General features: G+C 69.7%; 16 protein-coding genes and 1 riboswitch. Of the genes, 5 read left to right on the top strand and 11 right to left on the bottom strand.

The features are described from left to right. The first annotated feature begins 5 nt into the window (after positions 1 to 5). Positions 6 to 158, top strand: a riboswitch (FMN riboswitch). A 151-nt stretch (positions 159 to 309) separates the two neighbouring features. Beyond that, positions 310 to 996, top strand: coding sequence for a 3,4-dihydroxy-2-butanone-4-phosphate synthase (ribB, locus tag ACWPN7_RS15035; protein ID WP_456530571.1), 687 nt, complete (start codon positions 310 to 312; stop codon positions 994 to 996). Positions 997 to 1,172: 176 nt separating this feature from the next. Then, a complete protein-coding gene (locus tag ACWPN7_RS15030; RefSeq protein ID WP_081862962.1) occupies positions 1,173 to 1,934 on the top strand; it encodes a substrate-binding periplasmic protein in 762 nt (253 codons plus the stop codon). A 67-nt stretch (positions 1,935 to 2,001) separates the two neighbouring features. Here the strand turns inward: ACWPN7_RS15030 and ACWPN7_RS15025 are convergent, their stop codons facing one another. From ACWPN7_RS15025 to ACWPN7_RS15000, 6 genes are all read right to left on the bottom strand, one after another. Continuing rightward, entirely contained in the window at positions 2,002 to 2,931 is a 930-nt protein-coding gene (locus tag ACWPN7_RS15025; protein ID WP_459197002.1) for an NAD(P)-dependent oxidoreductase, read from the bottom strand. Positions 2,932 to 2,971: 40 nt separating this feature from the next. Further along, positions 2,972 to 4,861 (bottom strand): TRAP transporter large permease, encoded by a 1,890-nt coding sequence (locus ACWPN7_RS15020; protein ID WP_459196910.1) that lies wholly within the window; start codon positions 4,859 to 4,861, stop codon positions 2,972 to 2,974. Between the two features lie 113 nt (positions 4,862 to 4,974). Then, complete coding sequence (locus ACWPN7_RS15015) at positions 4,975 to 6,030, bottom strand: TRAP transporter substrate-binding protein (RefSeq protein WP_103040199.1); 1,056 nt, start codon at positions 6,028 to 6,030, stop codon at positions 4,975 to 4,977. Between the two features lie 122 nt (positions 6,031 to 6,152). Next, the gene (locus ACWPN7_RS15010; protein WP_038529267.1) at positions 6,153 to 7,178 is read right to left on the bottom strand and encodes a transketolase family protein; all 1,026 of its coding nucleotides are present in this window, start codon (positions 7,176 to 7,178) and stop codon (positions 6,153 to 6,155) included. After that, entirely contained in the window at positions 7,175 to 8,020 is an 846-nt protein-coding gene (locus ACWPN7_RS15005; RefSeq protein ID WP_459196911.1) for a transketolase, read from the bottom strand. Before ACWPN7_RS15005 ends, ACWPN7_RS15010 begins: the two co-directional genes overlap by 4 nt. A 25-nt stretch (positions 8,021 to 8,045) precedes the next feature. Next, positions 8,046 to 8,795 carry an SDR family NAD(P)-dependent oxidoreductase gene (locus ACWPN7_RS15000; RefSeq protein ID WP_200775870.1) on the bottom strand — a complete coding sequence of 250 codons (750 nt, stop codon included), beginning with the start codon at positions 8,793 to 8,795 and terminating at the stop codon, positions 8,046 to 8,048. A gap of 240 nt (positions 8,796 to 9,035) precedes the next feature. Between ACWPN7_RS15000 and ACWPN7_RS14995 the strand changes: the two genes are divergently transcribed. From ACWPN7_RS14995 to ACWPN7_RS14985, 3 genes are all read left to right on the top strand, one after another. Next, the gene (locus tag ACWPN7_RS14995) at positions 9,036 to 9,974 is read left to right on the top strand and encodes a LysR substrate-binding domain-containing protein (RefSeq protein ID WP_038529260.1); all 939 of its coding nucleotides are present in this window, start codon (positions 9,036 to 9,038) and stop codon (positions 9,972 to 9,974) included. Between the two features lie 214 nt (positions 9,975 to 10,188). Continuing rightward, the gene (locus tag ACWPN7_RS14990) at positions 10,189 to 10,851 is read left to right on the top strand and encodes a TetR/AcrR family transcriptional regulator (protein WP_247887691.1); all 663 of its coding nucleotides are present in this window, start codon (positions 10,189 to 10,191) and stop codon (positions 10,849 to 10,851) included. A 191-nt stretch (positions 10,852 to 11,042) separates the two neighbouring features. After that, the gene (locus tag ACWPN7_RS14985) at positions 11,043 to 12,875 is read left to right on the top strand and encodes a tetratricopeptide repeat protein (RefSeq protein ID WP_492273348.1); all 1,833 of its coding nucleotides are present in this window, start codon (positions 11,043 to 11,045) and stop codon (positions 12,873 to 12,875) included. 57 nt (positions 12,876 to 12,932) lie between these two features. Here ACWPN7_RS14985 and ACWPN7_RS14980 read toward each other — a convergent pair whose 3' ends face one another. The 5 genes from ACWPN7_RS14980 to ACWPN7_RS14960 form a co-directional block, all read right to left on the bottom strand. Continuing rightward, positions 12,933 to 13,229: a hypothetical protein gene (locus tag ACWPN7_RS14980; protein ID WP_459196913.1), complete on the bottom strand. Its 297-nt coding sequence runs from the start codon at positions 13,227 to 13,229 to the stop codon at positions 12,933 to 12,935. A gap of 4 nt (positions 13,230 to 13,233) precedes the next feature. Beyond that, positions 13,234 to 13,812 (bottom strand): RNA polymerase sigma factor, encoded by a 579-nt coding sequence (locus tag ACWPN7_RS14975; protein WP_041814143.1) that lies wholly within the window; start codon positions 13,810 to 13,812, stop codon positions 13,234 to 13,236. Between the two features lie 52 nt (positions 13,813 to 13,864). Continuing rightward, positions 13,865 to 14,344, bottom strand: coding sequence for a flagellar export chaperone FliS (locus tag ACWPN7_RS14970; protein ID WP_459196914.1), 480 nt, complete (start codon positions 14,342 to 14,344; stop codon positions 13,865 to 13,867). A 53-nt stretch (positions 14,345 to 14,397) separates the two neighbouring features. After that, entirely contained in the window at positions 14,398 to 16,095 is a 1,698-nt protein-coding gene (gene fliD / locus ACWPN7_RS14965) for a flagellar filament capping protein FliD (protein ID WP_492273347.1), read from the bottom strand. 120 nt (positions 16,096 to 16,215) lie between these two features. After that, entirely contained in the window at positions 16,216 to 17,040 is an 825-nt protein-coding gene (locus ACWPN7_RS14960) for a flagellin (protein ID WP_038529252.1), read from the bottom strand. Positions 17,041 to 17,078 lie beyond the last annotated feature (38 nt).

Raw genomic sequence — 17,078 nt, 5'->3', positions numbered from 1 at the left:
CAGACGCTTGTTCTCAGGGCAGGGTGAAAATCCCGACCGGCGGTAGCCCTTCGCAAGAGGGGGAGCCCGCGAGCGCTCCCGGCCGTCAGGCCGGGAGGACAGCAGATCCGGTTCAAGGCCGGAGCCGACGGTAACAGTCCGGATGGAAGAGGACGAGCCGGTCATCGACCGTGGTCCGCCCGCAACGCATGGCGTCGGGCGCGGTCCGCGTGCGCTGGCCTGCGACGGTGGTCCGCGCGGGACATCCCGTGCACCGCCGGATGTCTCTTTGCGCCCTGATTCAGGCTCGCCCCAACCGGAGTGAGAACCATGAATCAGACCTTTGCCAGCAACCCGCTTTCTACCACGTCCTCCACCGGCCTTCTCGACCGCTTCGGCACCGCCGAGGAACGGGTGATGCGCGCCGTGGAGGCCATCCGCCAGGGCGGCGGGGTCGTCGTCGTGGATGACGAGGACCGCGAGAACGAAGGCGACGTGATCTACGCCGCCGAAACCATCACCGCCGAACAGATGGCTCTGCTGATCCGCGAAGGGTCGGGGATCGTCTGCCTGATCCTGACCGACGCCGACGCGCGCCGCCTCGACCTGCCGCCCATGGTCGGCAGCAACACGGCGCGCTTCGGCACCGCCTTCACCGTCTCCATCGAGGCGCGGGAGGGCGTGTCCACCGGCGTGTCGGCGGCGGACCGGGTGACCACCATCCGCACCGCCATCGCCGATGGCTGCCGGCCGGAGGACCTCGCCCGGCCGGGCCATGTCTTCCCGATCCGCGCGCACGCCGGGGGCTTGGCGGCGCGGCGCGGCCACACCGAGGCGACCATCGAGCTGACCACCCTGGCCGGACGCCGTCCGGCGGGGGTGCTGTGCGAGGTGATGAACCCTGACGGCACGATGGCCCGCCTGCCCGAGCTGGTCGCCTTCGCCGAGCGCCAGGGCATGCCGGTGGTGACCATCGAGGATCTGGTCGGGGCGATGCGGTTGCGTGCCGCCGCCTGACCGGCGTGGTGAGTGGGACCGGCTCCCTCCATTGGGGGCCATTGTGGGGCCGGTCCCCTCCGCCGTCTCCGGTGCGATATCACACCCGCCCGCTCTTTTCCCATTGAGGGCGACCGGATTGCCCTGTACGCGGTGCCCGGCGACAGGCGATGTCGGGATGTGAGCGGAGAGGGTTGATGAGGACGAGGGTGCGCGCGTGTTTGGCGGGGGTGGCGCGGTTGCTGGTCGCCGCCTTGGTTCTGGCCCTGCTTATGGCCGTGGCCCCGGCGCGCGCGGAGAACTGGACGGTCGCGTCCGAGGACTATTTCCCGCCGTACAATTTCACCGAGCGCGGCAAGCGGACGGGAATGGACACGGAGATCGTTGATGCCATGCTGAAGGACATCGGCGTCTACCCGGTTCACCGCCCCATGGCCTGGCCGGAGGTGGTGCGGGCTCACGATGAGAACGAGGTGGACGTCGCCTTTCAGTTCTTCACGTCACCGCGTCGTCTGGAGCGGGGGCATCTGGTCGGACCCTACCGTGTCGGCGCGACCGTGCTCATGGTCCGCAGCAATTCGGAGATCACCTACGCGCGCATCGACGATTTGCAGGGTCTGCGGATCGGCGTCGTCGACGGGTTCGAATACACCCCCGAGTTCGACAAATCCCCCCTGTTCGAGCGGGTCCGCAGCAGCAGCAACGTCGTGTCCTTCCGCCGCCTGCTTCTCGGCCGTGTCGACGCCATCGCCGGTGACCTCCAGGTGCTCCGCTACCTTGCCGACAGCGAGGGGCGGACGGGTTCGGTGAAGATCCTGCCCAAGCCGCTGGCCATGGTGCCGCGCTACATATCCGTCCCCAAACTGCGGGCGGAAAAGGCCGAGCGGTTGCAGGCGGCCTACGAAAAGCTCAAGCGGGACGGCACCATCGACGCCATCGTCCGCCGGTGGGAACGGTAAGGGGAGCCGATGACCGTACACCCGTCCCGCCTGGACCAGCTTTGCGGTTGCCGGCGTTGGAGCCGTCTCACCCCGGCGTGACGCCGTTCAGAAGGTGATAGCTGCGGATCACCTGGCTGTCGTCCATGGTGCCCTCGCCACGCCCGGAGGCGGAGAGGAACATCTGGTGGGCGACGGCGGCCAGCGGCAGGGCGGCCTTGGCGCCGCGCCCGGCCTCCAGGACGATGCCGAGGTCCTTGACGAAAATGTCCACCGCGCTGGTGATGCCCGGCTCGGCCTCCAGCATGCGCGGGCCGCGGTCCTTCAGCATCCAGCTCGACGCGGCGGAGCCGCTCATGATCTCCAGCAGGACCGCCAGATCGACGCCGGCCTTGGCGGCCAGCGAGAAGGCCTCCGCCACCACGGCGATGTGGACGCCGCACAGCAGCTGGTTGACGGTCTTCACCGTAGCGCCTTGCCCCGGCGCCTCGCCGACGTGGAAGACCTTGTCGCCCATCGCCGCCAGGACCGGGCGGACCCGCTCCACCACCGCGGCCGGGGCCGCCGCCATGATCGAGAGCGTTCCGGCCACCGCCCCGACCGTCCCGCCCGACACCGGGGCGTCCACGAAGCGCCGCCCCGCCGCCTCGACCCGCGCGGCGAGCGCGGCGACGGCGTCCGGCGGACAGGTGGCCATCAGGATCACCGTGGCGCCCTCCGGCAGTTTGTCCAGCGCGCCCTGAGCGAACAGGACGGACTCGGCCTGGGCGGCGTTGACCACCATCAGGACCAGGGCGTCGGCCCCGTCGGCGGCGGCGGCGGCGCTGTCCACCCCCCGCCCGCCGCGGGCCTCCAGGGCCGCGACGCTCTCGCGCCGCACGTCGAAGCCGCGCAGCGCGAAACCGCGGGCCAGCAGGTTGCACGCCATCGGCATGCCCATGGAACCGAGGCCGATAAAGCCCACCGTCGTCATGGCCGTATCACTTTCCTGAACTGAAAAGGGAGAGGAAGGCCCGATCCACTCGTCGGGAAATCGGGGGACCGGGCCGGAAGACGGATCACAGGAAACCGATGGAGATCCAGGGCACCGCCGCGACGACGATCAGGCCGATGGTCAGCGCCACGAGGTAGCCGATGATCGGCTTCATGCCTTCGTCGGGGTTGATCCGGCTGATGGCGCAGGCCGCGTAGTAGCCGACGCCGAAGGGCGGGGCGAACAGGCCGATGCCCATGGCGAGGATCACGATCATCGCGTAGTGCACCTCATGCACGCCGAGCTGGCGGGCGATGGGGAACAGCAGCGGTCCGAACAGCACGATGGCGGGGATGCCCTCCAGCACGCTGCCCAGGATGATGAAGGCGACGATCGACACCACGATGAAGACCGGCACGCCGCCCGGCAGGGCCCGCATCGCCTCGGCCAGCGAGCTGGAGAAGCCGGATTGGGTCAGCGCCCAGGCCATGCCGGTGGCGGCGCCGATGATCAGCAGGATCGCCCCGGACAGCGACGCCGTCTCGACCAGCATCGGGTAGATGCGGCGCCAGTCGAACTGGCGGTAGATCAGCAGGCCGGCGACCACCGCGTAGACGATGCCGATGGTCGAGACCTCGGTCGCGGTCGCCACGCCCTCGATCACCGCGGCGCGGATGATGAAGGGCAGCGCGATGGCCGGCAGCGCGATCAAGAAGGCTCTGCCGATCTCCGCCTTGCTGGCGCGGCGGACGTGCGACAGGTCCTCGTGGCGGTAGCGCCACCACACCAGCGCCGCCAGCGCCGCGCCCAGGACGACGGCCGGCAGCAGGCCGCCGGTGAACAGGGCGGCGATGGACACGCCGGTGACCGAGCCGATGGTGATGAGGACCAGCGACGGCGGGATGGTCTCGGTCTGGGCGCCGGTGGCCGACAGCAGGGCGACGAGGTCGCCGGGCTTGGCGCCGCGCGCCTTCATCTCGGGGAACAGCACCGGGGCGACCGCCGCCATGTCCGCCGCCTTCGACCCGGAAATGCCCGAGACGAGGTACATGGCGCCGATCAGCACGTAGGACAGGCCGCCGCGGACATGGCCGAGCAGGCTGGCCAGGAAGCCGACCATGGCGCGGGCCATGCCGGTCATCTCGATCAGCTGGCCGAGGAAGACGAACAGCGGCACCGACAGCAGGATCAGGTGGCTCATCCCCTCGTCCATGCGGCCCACCATGACGATGGCCGGGGTCGAGGTGGCGAGCGCCAGATAGCCGAAGGTCGCCAGACCGAAGGCGAAGGCGATGGGCAGGCCGAGGAACACCATCGCACCGACGCCCACCACGAAGAAGAGCAGCAGGTTGTAGTTGCCGAGCCCGGCGAACAGCGGCGCCGCCAGCGCCATGACGCCGACCACCGCCGTGACCGCCACCACCGCCCGCAGCACGTCGGACGGACGGCCCAGCCGCGCCAGCCGGAGAAGCGCCACCGCGATCATCAGGACGAAGCCCACCGGCAGCGCGCTCGCCCGCCAGGAGTTGGGAATGTCCAGCGCCGGGGTGGTGACCCACACCTCCTCCACCGCGAACTCGTAGGCCGGCTCGGCCATCAGCAGCAGGAAGGCCAGCGCCGCGGTGATCGCCACCACGTCGAGGAACGCCTGGGTGCGGGGCTGGAGCATGCCGACGATCGCGGTCATCCGCATGTGCTCGCCCCGGCGCAGCGCCACGACGGAGCCGAACATGGCGAGCCAGAGGAACAGGATGGAGGCCAGCTCGTCCGACCAGATGATCGGGCTGTGCAGGAGGTAGCGCCAGATGACGCCGACCAGCAGGACGCCGACCTCGGCGAGCACCAGCAGCGCCGCCGGCGTCTCGACCAGCAGCCCGATGCCGCGGTCCAGCCGGTCGAGCCAGCCGGTGCCGGCGCCCGATGGCCGCCCGGCGCCGTGAACGGCGGCGTCCGCCGTGTTGACGGGAGTGTTCATGGTAACCAGCCCTTCGCATGAACGATCGGTGGTGGGGACGATCGGTTGTGGGGAGGCGGCCGGCCCTGCAGGTCCTTCGGGAACCGGAGGGCCGGCCGCGTCGGCGGACCGCGTCAGCCCAGCTTGCCGGTCACCTTCTCAAGCAGGTCCCAGGCGGTGGACCCGTACTTCTCCTTCCACTCCGCGTAGAAGTTCGTCCCGGCGAGGACCTTGCGGAACGGCTCGCGGTCAATGGTGTGGAAGGTCAGCCCCTTGGCGGACAGGTCCTTCTGCAGCGATTCGGTGAGTGCGGCGATGTCGGCCCGCTGGTCGTCCGCCGAACGGTCCAGTTCGCGGGTGACGATGGCCTGGATGTCGGCGGGCAGGCGGGCGAAGGCGCGCTTGTTGCCGAGCACCCAATAGCCGTCCCAGACATGGCCGGTCAGGCTGCAGGACTTCTGCACCTCGTACAGGCGGGCGGTGGCGATGATCGCCAGTGGGTTCTCCTGCCCCTCCACCACGGTGGTCTGCAGGGCCGAGTAGAGTTCGTTGAAGTTGATCGGCGCCGGGGCGGCGTCGATCGCCTTGAACAGCGAGGTCAGGGCCGGCGCCGGCGGCACCCGCATCTTGAAGCCTTTGATGTCCTCCGGCGTCTTGATGACGCGGGTGGAGGAGGTGACGTGGCGGAAGCCGTTGTCCCAGATCTTGCTGAGCGTCATGATCGGGGTCTTGGCGATCTCCGCCCGGACATGCTTGCCCAGCTCGCCGTCCATCGCCTGCCAGACCGCGTCGTAGTCCTTGAAGGCGAAGCCCATGCTGGTGATGCCGGACAGCGGGACGAAGGTGGCGAGGATCAGCGAGGAGAGGTTGAAGATCTCCACGCCGCCGTTGCGCACCTGCCCCAGCAGGTCGGTGTCGCTGCCGAGCTGGTTGGCCGGGAACAGCTTGATGTCCAGCCGGCCGGACGTCGCCTCGCGGATGCGGTCGATGGCCTCCTGCGCGCGGATGTTGACCGGGTGGGTCGGGTCCTGGCCGGTGGCGTACTTGAACTGGAACTCGGCGGCGTTGGCCGGGCGCTTGAGGATGGTCACCAGCGGCACGGCGGCGGCGGCGGCCAGAACGGCGCGGCGGCTCGGGCGAAGAAGGCCCAGGGTCGAGTGAGCGGGGGTTTGGGGCGGTTTCTTGTCCATTGTTTCCTCTCCTGTGGTCTTTTGTCGTTCAGCGTATCGGGAACGGGCGCGGCGCGGTTCTTAAGGTGTCCTCGCTTCTGCGACAGCCGGGGTGGGGTGAGCGACGGGGGGTGAGGGGCGGCTTACAGCCACCCCTTGATGCTGGTTACCATGGCATCGGTGGAAATGCCGTAGAGGTCGTGCAGAGTCGGCAGGGCGCCGGCCTTCAGGAATTCGTCGGGCAGGCCGATCTGGCGGAAGGCGCTGGGGACGACCCCGGCGCGCAGCAGCGTGCCGGCCACCGCCTCGCCCAGACCGCCGATGACCGTGTGGTTCTCGGCGACGACGACCATGCGACCGCTGCGCCCGGCCTCGGCCAGGATGGTCTCGGTGTCGAGCGGCTTGATGGTCGGGACGTGCAGCACGGCGACGTCCACCTTGTCGGCCTCCAGGGCCTTCGCGACCTCCAGCGCCCGCATCGTCATGATGCCGGAGGAGATGACCAGCACGTCGGCGCCGTCGCGCAGAAGCTTCGCCTTGCCGAGTTCGAATTTATAGTCGTACTCGTCGAGCACCAGCGGGACGTTGCCGCGCAGCAGGCGCATGTAGACCGGCCCCTGGTGGGCGGCCATGGCGGGCACCGCCTGCTCGATCTCAAGGGCGTCGCAGGGGTCGATCACCACCATGTTCGGCATGGCGCGCATCAGGGCCAGATCCTCCGCCGCCTGATGGCTGGGGCCGTAGCCCGAGGTCAGGCCCGGCAGGGCGCAGGCGATCTTGACGTTGCGGTTCTCCTCCGCGATCGTCTGGTGCACGAAGTCGTAGGCCCGGCGCGAGGCGAAGACCGCGTAGGTGGTGACGAAGGGCATGAAGCCCTCGTGCGCCAGACCGGAGGCCGCGCCCATCAGCAGCTGCTCGGCCATGCCCATCTGATAGAAGCGGTCCGGGTTGGCCTGGGCGAAGATGTGCAGGTCGGTGTATTTCGCCAGATCGGCGGTGAGGCCGACGATCTCCGGACGGGCCTTGGCCAGTTCGACCAGCGCGTGGCCGAAGGGGGCGGGCTTGGTGCGCTGCCCTTCGCCCGCGATCGAGGCGATCATGGCGGAGGTCTTCAGGCGCGGCTTGGCGGCGGCAGCAGTGTTGGCGGCAGAGGCGGTGGCGGTGCTCATGCGGTCCTCCCGGCGTCCAGCGCGTCGAGAGCGAGCTTCCACTCGTGCGCGTCCACGCGGATGAAGTGATTCTTTTCGCGGGCTTCGAGGAAGGGCACGCCCTTGCCCATCTTGGTGTCGCAGACGATCATGCGGGGCTTGGGCTCCGGATGGTCGCGGGCGGCGTCGAAGGCGGCGACCACGGCGTCCATGTCGTTGCCGTCCACCCGCTGGACGAACCAGCCGAAGGCCTCCAGCTTGTCGACCAGCGGCTCGAAGGCCATCACCTGGGTGGAGGGGCCGTCGGCCTGCTGGTTGTTGACGTCGACGATGCCGATCAGGTTGTCGAGCTTGTAATGGGCCGCCGACATGATGGCCTCCCAGACCGAGCCCTCGTCCAGCTCGCCGTCGGAGAAGAGCGTGTAGACGCGGTTGTCCGACGCCTTGCGCTTCAGGCCCAGCGCGATGCCGACCGCAATGCTGAGGCCGAGGCCGAGCGAGCCGCCCGACATCTCCATGCCCGGCGTGTAGGCGGCCATGCCCGACATCGGCAGGCGGCTGTCGTCGCTGCCGTAGGTCTCCAGCTCGTCGGTCGGGACGATGCCGGCCTCGATCAGGGCGGCGTAGAGCGCGATGGCGTAATGGCCGTTGGACAGCAGGAAGCGGTCGCGGCCTTCCCAGTGCGGGTCCTCCGGCCGGTAGCGCATGGCGTGGAAGTAGGACACGGCCAGCACGTCGGCGATGTCCAGGGCCTGCCCGATGTAGCCCTGGCCCTGCACCTCGCCCATCAGCACGGCGTTGCGGCGGATGCGGTAGGCGCGTTCGGTCAGGGGAACGTTGTGGCCCAGTTGGGTGGTGTCCACGGGAGTCGTCTCCAGCGTTTCGGGATCAGTGGATGAGCATGCCGCCGTTGACGTCGAGCGTGGCGCCCGTGACGTAGGACGACAGCTCCGACGCCAGGAAGAGGCAGGAGCGCGCCACGTCCTCGGCGTCGCCCAGGCGGTTCAGCGGGATGCCCTTGAGGATTTCGGCCCGCAGCTCCGGCGTCAGCTTGCCGCCGGTGATGTCGGTCTGGATCAGGCCGGGGGTGACGGAATTGACGCGGACGTTGTCCGGACCCAGCTCCCGCGCCATCGCCTTGGCGAGGCCGAGAACGCCGGCCTTGGCGGCGCTGTAGTGCGGGCCGCCGAAAATGCCGCCGCCGCGCTGCGCCGACACCGAGGAGATGCAGACGATGGAGCCGGACTTCTGGGCGCGCATGTGCGGGACGACCGCCTGGCTCATGTAGAGCGTGCCGCGCAGGCTGACGTCGGTCACCGCCTCGTAGTTCTTCGGCTCGATGTCCATGAACTTCAGCGGCTGCGTGATGCCGGCGTTGTTGACCAGCACGTCGATGCGGCCGAACTCCTCGACCACACGGGCGGCGGCGTTGACGCAGGCGGCCTTGTCGGTCACGTCGCAGGCGATGCCGCGGTGCGCCTCGCCCAGCTCGGCGGCGGCTTCGGCGGCCTGACCGCCGTCGAGATCCAGGATGATCGCCCGCCCGCCGTGCAGCGCGAACAGCCGCGCCGTGGCCCGGCCGATGCCGCGCTGGGACGCCGCTCCGGTGATCACGCACACCTTGTTGGACAGCAACATGCTCGCTCCCTTTGTTCGAAGCTGGCTCCGCCATGGCGGCCGTGGGTGTGACGGCCGTGGGCGTGGCGGCCCTGGGGATGCCGCGGCGGAGCGTCGTTTTCGCTCGGTTTTGATGATTTTTCGGTACGGAGGGCGGATGGTTCGGGCCTCCGATCGTTGCAACAATCCTATGGTCTTGAGATGAATTCGACAAACGAATAAGATTGCCGAATGCTGAAATGAATTCATGAATATGGTGCGATGCGAAAACGGGTTTCCATCAAGGCTTTGCAAGCCTTTGAGGCGGCGGCGCGGCTCGGTTCCTTCGCAACGGCGGCGGAGGATCTCGGCCTGACGCCCTCGGCGATCAGCCATCAGGTGAAGATTCTGGAGGAGCAGCTCGGCCTGCGGCTGTTCCACCGCGTGCACCGGTCGGTCGCGCTGACCGACGACGGGCGGGCCTACGCCGCGGAGATCATCGCCGCCTTCGCCCGCATCGACACGGCGACCCGCAACGTTACGACGACGGGCAGCGGCACGACGATCCTGACCGTGCGCTCGATGCCCAGCTTCGCCGCGCAATGGCTGATGCCGCGGCTGGGGCGGGTGAAGGAGATCCATCCCGCCATCGACATCCGCCTGCGCGCGTCGGTCTCGCCCATCGACCTGACGACGGGGGCGGTGGATGTGGACATCCGTTACAACCCCGGCCCGCCACCGGCCGGCTGCGTGCTGGAGCTGTTTCCCGACGACGTCATCGCGCCGATGTGCTCCCCGGCGCTGGCGAACGGGCTGAACCCGATCCGCAAGCCGTCGGACATCAGCCGGCACATCCTGATCCATTCGGAAATCAACATCGTCGGCTGGCGCGACTGGGCGAACCGGCACCGCGGCGTCGAGCTGGACATGGAGCGTGGCCTGCGCTTCGACCGCTCCTTCATGGCGATCAACGCTGCGGCGAACGGCATGGGTGTGTGCCTGGACAGCCTGCTGCTGGCCCGGCAGGAATTGCTGTCGGGCCGGCTCATCGTCCCCTTTCCGACCCGCGGCCTGCGGGCGCAGGGGCATGGCTTCGTCACGCTGAAATCGACCGCCAACCTTCCGAAGATCCGGCTGTTCCGCGAGTGGCTGTTCAGCGAACTGGAGGCGGGCCGGCAGTGGGAGGAGGAGTTCCTGTCGTCACTGAACAAGAGCGCGTAGGGCCGCCCCGGGGCGCCGGCAACCCGCGGCGTCCCGCCGTCCACGCCCGTCATGGGAAAGGCGACCGTCCGCTCCCGCCCCGTTGTCCTGTGCGGGGCGAGCGACGGCCCCTGCGGTGCTGCGGCGCTTTGGTCTTGCTCGCTTTAGGTGTGGGCGGTGCGGCGCCCGTCTGCTATATCCGGTCCGTCCATGGCCGGGCGGTGCAGGCAGAGGAATGATGAAGGAATCGTCGCCCATCACGGCACGCGTCGGCCACCCTCCCCAGGAGGACGTCGAAACCCCCAACAGGATCATCGACACGGCGGCTCGGCTTTTCGCGGCCCAGGGCTTCGCGGCGACCTCGGTCGAGCAGGTCGCCTCCACCTGCGGTGTGGGGAAGGAGACGATCCATCGTCGCTTTCCGTCGAAGGCCGCTCTCTTCGCGGCGGTGGTCGAGCGCATGCGCGCACGCACCCTGGACGGGCTTGAAGCCGAGATCGGCGCCGCGGACGGTGACGCGCTGTCGCGGTTGAAGCGCGTCGCCCGCTGGTTTCTCGCCGTCAGCCTCGAACCGGACATGATCGCGCTGAACCGGATCGCCTTGAGCGAAGCGATCCTCCCCGGCGAGGACCGGAGGGACCCGTGGGAGAGCGATCCGATCACCGACCGGCTGGTCGCCCTGGTCGCCGCGGCGCAGTGGGATGGCATGCTGGGCGGCGACGACCCCCGCGTGATCGCCGCGCACCTGCTGCACTCCATCGTGCTCGGGCCGTCGAACGACGTCATGCTGGGCCGCATGACCTACGCGTCCTCCGAGGCCCGGGACCGCTTCTTCGATCAGGCCTGGAGCCTGTTCCTGCACGGGGCGGGACGATCGCTGCCGGCCGCCGCCCGCTGAATTCGCTTGCGGAGCGCAAGTCCTTCCGGCTCTTCAAGGGCTGAGGGTGCCCTCACGCCGCACCGCCGTCTCCGTGAACGATCGATTGTTTTCGTCATCGGCTGCAAAAATTGCTCCGGCCCCGCGCAGGAGTGCGGCGGAGCGGCCCGTATCAAGGGCGGGAACATTTTTGGGCAATCGGGGGCATCGGCATGGCGGCAGGCCGGCGCGGCGGGCACCGCTCGCCTTGGGAGGCGGTCCTTTACGACCCGGCACGGGCGGAGGGCGCCTTCCTGCTCGGGCTGGCGGCGGCGCGGCTGGGGCGGATGGAGGCGGCCATCCGCTGGTTCCGGCGCGCCGCCCGGCTGCAACCTGGCTGGGCGGACGTGTGGGCGGCGTTGGCCGACGCGTGCCGCCGCGCCGGACGCTGGAAGGAGGCCGCAGCGGCCTTCGCCATGGTGCTTGCCCTGTCCCCCGCCGATGGCGCGGCTCTGGTCAACCTCGCCGTGCTGGAGCGGGCCGCCGGTCACCCGCGGGTGGCGGTGCGCCGGCTCCGCCGCGCCCTGGCGCTCGATCCGCGGCAGGCCGGGACCTGGAACAATCTGGGCAACGCGCTGCGGGACCTGGGCGCGACCGTCCAGGCCGCGGCGGCGTGGCGGACGGCTCTGGTGCTCGACCCGGGTCAAGCGGACGCGCTCGGCAATCTGGGCGGCGCGCGGCGCGACCAGGACCGTTTCGCCGAGGCGCGGGTTCTGCTGCGCCGGGCTCTGGTGCTGGCGCCGCAGCACGCGGCGCTTCACGGCGTCCTGGCCTACGCGCTGAGCGGCGAAGGCCGGCTGGAGGAGGCGGAGCGGGCCTGCCGCCGCGCGCTGGCGCTGGCGCCGGCCCTGGCCGATCCGCTGTGCACGCTCGGCTTGACGGTGCAGCGGCGCGGCGGCGCCGATGCCCTGCGCTGGTTCGACCGGGCCGCGGCGGCGTCGCCGGGCCACCCGCTCGCCCGTTTCAACCGCGGTCTGGCGGAGCTGGAGAGCGGCGCGCTCGTCGAAGGCTGGGCCAACTATTCTTGCCGCTTCGCCGCCGGTCGCGCCGGACGGGAGCGGCGCTTCTCCATCCCCGAATGGCGCGGTGAGCCGCTGGCCGGCAAACGGCTGTTCATCTGGCGGGAGCAGGGGGTGGGGGACGAGTTCCTGTTCGCCTCCTGCTACGCCGACGCCATCCGGCAGGCCGGGGGGGTGGTCATCGAGTGCGAGCCGCGCCTGCTGCCGCTGTTCGCCCGCTCCTTCCCCAAGGCCATCGTCCGGGCCGAGCAGCCGCTGCGCGGACGGGCGCTGGTGGAGACGGTGGACTGCGACCTGCACATTCCCGCCGGCTCGCTGCCGCGTTACCTGCGCGGTGGGCTGGCGGACTTCCCGCCGCGATCCTCCTGGCTGTTTCCCGACCCGGTGCGGGTGCTGGAACGGCGGCAACAACTGGACGGCATCGGCGGGGACCTGCGCGTCGGCATCGCGTGGCGCAGCCAGCTGATGACCGTCGAGCGGCAATGGGCCTATCTGCCGCTCGGAGACTGGGGGCCGGTGCTGGGCGTGCCGGGGGTGACCTTCGTGAACCTCCAGTACGACGACTGCGAGGTCGAGATCCAGCGGGCGGAGGCGCGCTTCGGCGTTCCCATCTACGAGCTGGAGCGGCTCGACCTGAAGAATGATTTCGAAGGAACGGCGGCGCTCACCGCCAACCTGGATCTGGTGATCGCGCCGGCCAATTCGGTGGCGGAGCTGGCCGGTGCGCTGGGCGTGCCGGTCTGGCGCTTCGGCGCGCGGGACTGGACCCATCTCGGCGGCGGCGTACGCCCCTGGTACCCGTCCATGCGGGTCTTCCATCCCCGCGCGGGCGAGCCGCTGTCCGCGGCGCTGGGGCGCATCGCGGCGGAGCTTCGCCGCGCCGCCGCCCTGGCGCGCCGGGCGGGTGCGGAGGCGCCGGGGCCGCGTCTTCCCGCCCGTCCGGCGCGGCGCGTCCACCCCCAGGCCCCCTCGCTGCGGCGGCATTGAGCCGCAGCGGCCGGAGGTTGCCGACGCCGCGCATTCCCGCTTTTGAAGGATAAGGGATCAGACCGGACGATTCAGGCCCGGGAAAGGAGCGGCGTCGGGCGCCAGGGCGTCGGAGGACGCCGTCCTGGTGCCAAAAGCCCGTTCAAAGATGCGGTCGGCCAGATCGGCGGGGGGCGTGGCGTCGCCGTCGGTTTCCGCCAGGGCGAGTTCGACCGCCACCAGTTCGTCCAGCATGGCCTGGGCCGCGACGGATTGGGCGAGGAGGCGGCGCGCCTCCCGCAGCGTCGCGCGGGGCCAGCGCTCCAGATCGCCGCCGTGGCGGTCCAGCAGCTCGCGAAACTCGTCTTCGGTCATCGCGTCATCCGTCTTCGAACGAATCCCTGGCGGCCTGCGCGCTGGCGCGCAACAGCGTGCGAAGCTGCTGGCGGGCGCGTTTCAGCAGCGATTCCACTGCAGTTACGCTGATTTGCATAATGGTCGCAACCTCGGCGCCGCTCAAGCCCTCGTTATAATAAAGGGCGAGGGCGGCGCGCTGCTGCTGCGGCAGCCGGTCCTGGGCGTCGCGCAGCCGGGCTGCCACCTGCCGGCGCTGGATGTGGGTGACCGCGTCGGGGGCGTGGTCCGGCGGCTCGGGCACCGAGTCCAGATCCTCCCCCGCCGGGCGGCGCTTGTGGTCGATGCAGCGGTTCAGCACCACCCGGTAGAGCCATGTGGTGAATTTGGCCCCCTCGTCGGTCCAGTGGTCGCGCCGCTGCCAGACCTGGAGGAAGGCGTCCTGGGCGATGTCCTCCGCCTCGGCGTCGCTGCCGGACATGCGGCGGGCAAGCGCGTAGGCGCGCTTCAGGTGGCGGTGGACGAGCGCGCGGTAGGCCGCCTGATCCCCGGCACGGATGCGCGCCATCAGGACCTCGTCGGTCTCCGCCGCCAAGCCGCTCACGCTCCTGCCGGACATGGAGTTGTGAAGGGTGCCGGACGGACGTGTGCCGTTCTCAGCCGAACAGGCCGCGCGCATGATCCATGGATCTCCCGATCACGGATGCGTGCGACCCTTTGGCCGAAGCACCGGTTGAGCTGGGGACCACGCCGCGTTCTGCGGCGATGGTCTGCCACGCCTTCGTCATGAAGGACAGCTGGCGGATGATGGCCTCGGTCGCGGCCACGGGATCCCGGCGCGCAGCGGCCAGACCGGCCTGCCGGACCAGGGACCGGTAGAAGCGCCGCAGCGTTGCCGCGACATCCCCACCTTTATCCAATTTCAGAATGGAATCAAGCCCCAAGAGGATGGTGATGGCGCGGTCCATGGCCTGGAAATGGGCGTCGAACCGGCCGTCCCGCGCGGCGTCGCGCGCTTGGTGCAGATGCGCCGCTGCCGTCTCGTAGAGGCGGACGACGGCAACCAGGGGCGGCATCGCCGCGCTGTTGGCGGAAGCGTAGGCGGACAGGGCCTTGGTCAGGGTCGGGTTGCGCATGGCACGGCTTCTCCGAATGGGGACGCGGGGACGTCGATGGGCGCGCGGCGCCGTCAATCGTCGCTGCTTTCCTTGTATTTCAACTGCTGGAGCAGGAGGTTCGCGGCCTCCGCCTTGGCCTCCAGCCGGGCGTAGTAGGCGGTCAGGCGCGTGCGGTAGTCCTCGGCCTTGGTCTTGATGTCGTCGGACCGTCGGGTCATGTCGGTGTTGTCGGCGTCGAGCTGCGAGACGATGCGGGCGATGTCGCCGCTGTCCTTTGCCGCGATGCCGTTCAGCGTGGTGTAGAGCCGGTCCGCCAGCCCTTGCGAGAAGCCGACGTCCACCGATCCGGTCTGGCCGGTGTAGACCAGAACCAGCCCGGCGAAGGCGGTTCCGTCGTTGCCGATGATGCGGTTGCCGCTGACCCGGAACAGCGACGCGTCGCCGTCCACCGACGCGCCGGACAGGGTTCCGTCCTCGGCTACCGTGATGTCCAGCGTAAAGTCCGTTCGGCCGAGGCTGCGGTCGTAGCGCAGCAGCTTCAGGTCGGTGGAGGAGCTGGCCATCTCCAGCCCCAGCAGCGCGCGCACCGCGTCGATGTCGCCGGTCAGCGCGGCGTTCAGCGCCGTCTCGTCCACTTTCAGCGTGTTGTCGCTGGCGAAGGTGATGCCCAGGCTGGCCAGCGACAGCGTGTTGCCGTCGTCCGTCGTCACCTTTGCGTTCAGGGCGTCGTAGACCGTCTTGGTGACCTGCCGCAGCAGGCTGTCCGCGAACAGGGTGGCGTCGCTGTCGGCGGTGCCGCTGCTGCCGACGGTCTGATGGCTTTGGGCGAAGGCGCGGAAGGCGTTGTAGGCGTCCACGAAGCCGGTGATCGCACTTTTGATCGACGCCAGATCGGTGCCGATCTCCACCCCGATCGTCTGGCCGGGCAGGGCGGCGTAAAGGTCGAAGGTCAGCCCGTCGACGGCGTCGGCGATGGTGTTGCTGCTGCGCTCCACCCGCACCCCGTCCACGGTGACGACGGCGTTCCGTGCTGCCACCAGCTCGTTGGCGTAGCCGCCGTCGGCGTCGGTCAGGCCGAGGCCGGTCAGGACGCCGCTGCCGCCGTCATCGAGGGTGATCGCCTTGCCGGTGTCGTTGGCGGTGAGGATCAGCTGGTACTGGCTGTCCGTCACCTTCACGATGCTGGCGGTCACGCCGCTGGTGGATTTCCGCGCGTTGATGGCGTCGCGGATGTCGGTCAGGGAATCCCCGGCCTCCACGTCGATGGACACGGCGGTGCCGCCCGCGACGCCCAGCGTGAGGGTGCCGGACTGGCCGAGCGCGGCGCCCTGGCTGGCGGTGGTCGCGGCACCGATCTTGTGGCGGGTGGCGAGCTGCTCCACGACGATGGAATAGGTGCCGGTCTCCGCCCCGTCCGCCGCGGTCACCGACAGCACGTCGCCCGCCGCGGTGGAGCCGCCGCCCGACAGATAGGCGGTGCGTTCCTCGAACAGGTTGCTGCCGGCGCCGGTCGAGACGCTGCGGTTGCGCAGCCCGTCCAGCGACGTGTTCACCGCCAGCAGCAGCGACTGCATGTCCTCATAGGCGGCGATCCTGGCCTCGTTGGCGGTGATCGTCGTGTCGATGCGGTCGGCGCGGGACAGGCGCTTCTGCACCGACGCCTCGATCAACGCCGAATAGTCGATGCCCGTGCCCGACCCGCTGGCGATCAGCGACGAACTGCCGGTCGATGCGGCGGTCGAGGATGAGGTTGAGGACACCGTCGTCATGGGCGTTGGTTCCACAGGGGAAGGGGCGGGCGAGGGGTGTGTGCGTGGCGGTGCGTTCGGTGCCGGCCCACCCCCCTCGCCTTAATCCTCTCCTTGGCGAAAGGAGAGGGATGGCGGGCCTTACCGCAGCAGCTGCAGCAGGTTCTGCGGCATCTCGTTGGCCTGGGACAGCACGGCGATGGCCGCCTGGGTCAGCACCTTGGTCGAGGCCAGCTCCGCCTGCTCCGCGGCGACGTCCACGTCCATGATCGCCGACTGCGCCGCCTCGGTGTTCTCGATGGAGGTGTCGAGCACCTGGCCGCGGAACTCGAAGCGGGAGATCAGGGCGCCCACGTCGGCCCGCGCGCTCGACAGCGTTTCCACTGCCGTGTCCAGCGCGGTCAGCGCGGCGCTCGCCGTGGCGGAGGTGCCGACGTCCAGCGTGCCGATGGACAGGCCGGTGGTGTTCACGTTGGCGATGGTGACGGTGATCTTGTCGGTGCTTTCCGTGCCGACGCGGAAATCCACGCCGTTGGCCCAGGCGCCGTTGCCGTCCAGCAGCGGGTCGTCGTTGAAGCGGGTGCCCGACGCGATGCCGTCGATCTCCTCGATGAGCTGCTGGAACTCGGCGTCCAGATAGCCGCGCTCGGTGTCGGTGACGGCGCCGGACAGCGACTGGGTGGCCAGCGAGCGCATGCGCTGCACGATGTCGGAGACGCGGGACATGCCGCCGTCCGCCGCCTGGAGGATCGAGGAGCCGTGCGAGGCGTTGGTCGCCGCCTGCTTCAGCACCGTGATGTCGGAGGTCAGCGAGGTGCCGACGGCCAAGCCCGCCGCGTCGTCCGACGCCTTGGTGATGCGCGAGCCGCTGGCGATCTTGGAGACGGAACTCGACTGGTTCTCGGAGTTGATGTTCAGGTAGCGCAGCGCGGAGTTCGCCGCCGTGTTGGTGGAGATGACGGGCATGATGTGCCTCCTGGTCGGAGCCTGATCGGATGGTGGGG

The sequence above is a fragment of the Azospirillum sp. UENF 312511 genome, assembly GCF_058780635.1.
Note: the sequence above shows the minus strand (reverse complement) of the source record. Positions and strands in the feature narration are given on the sequence as shown.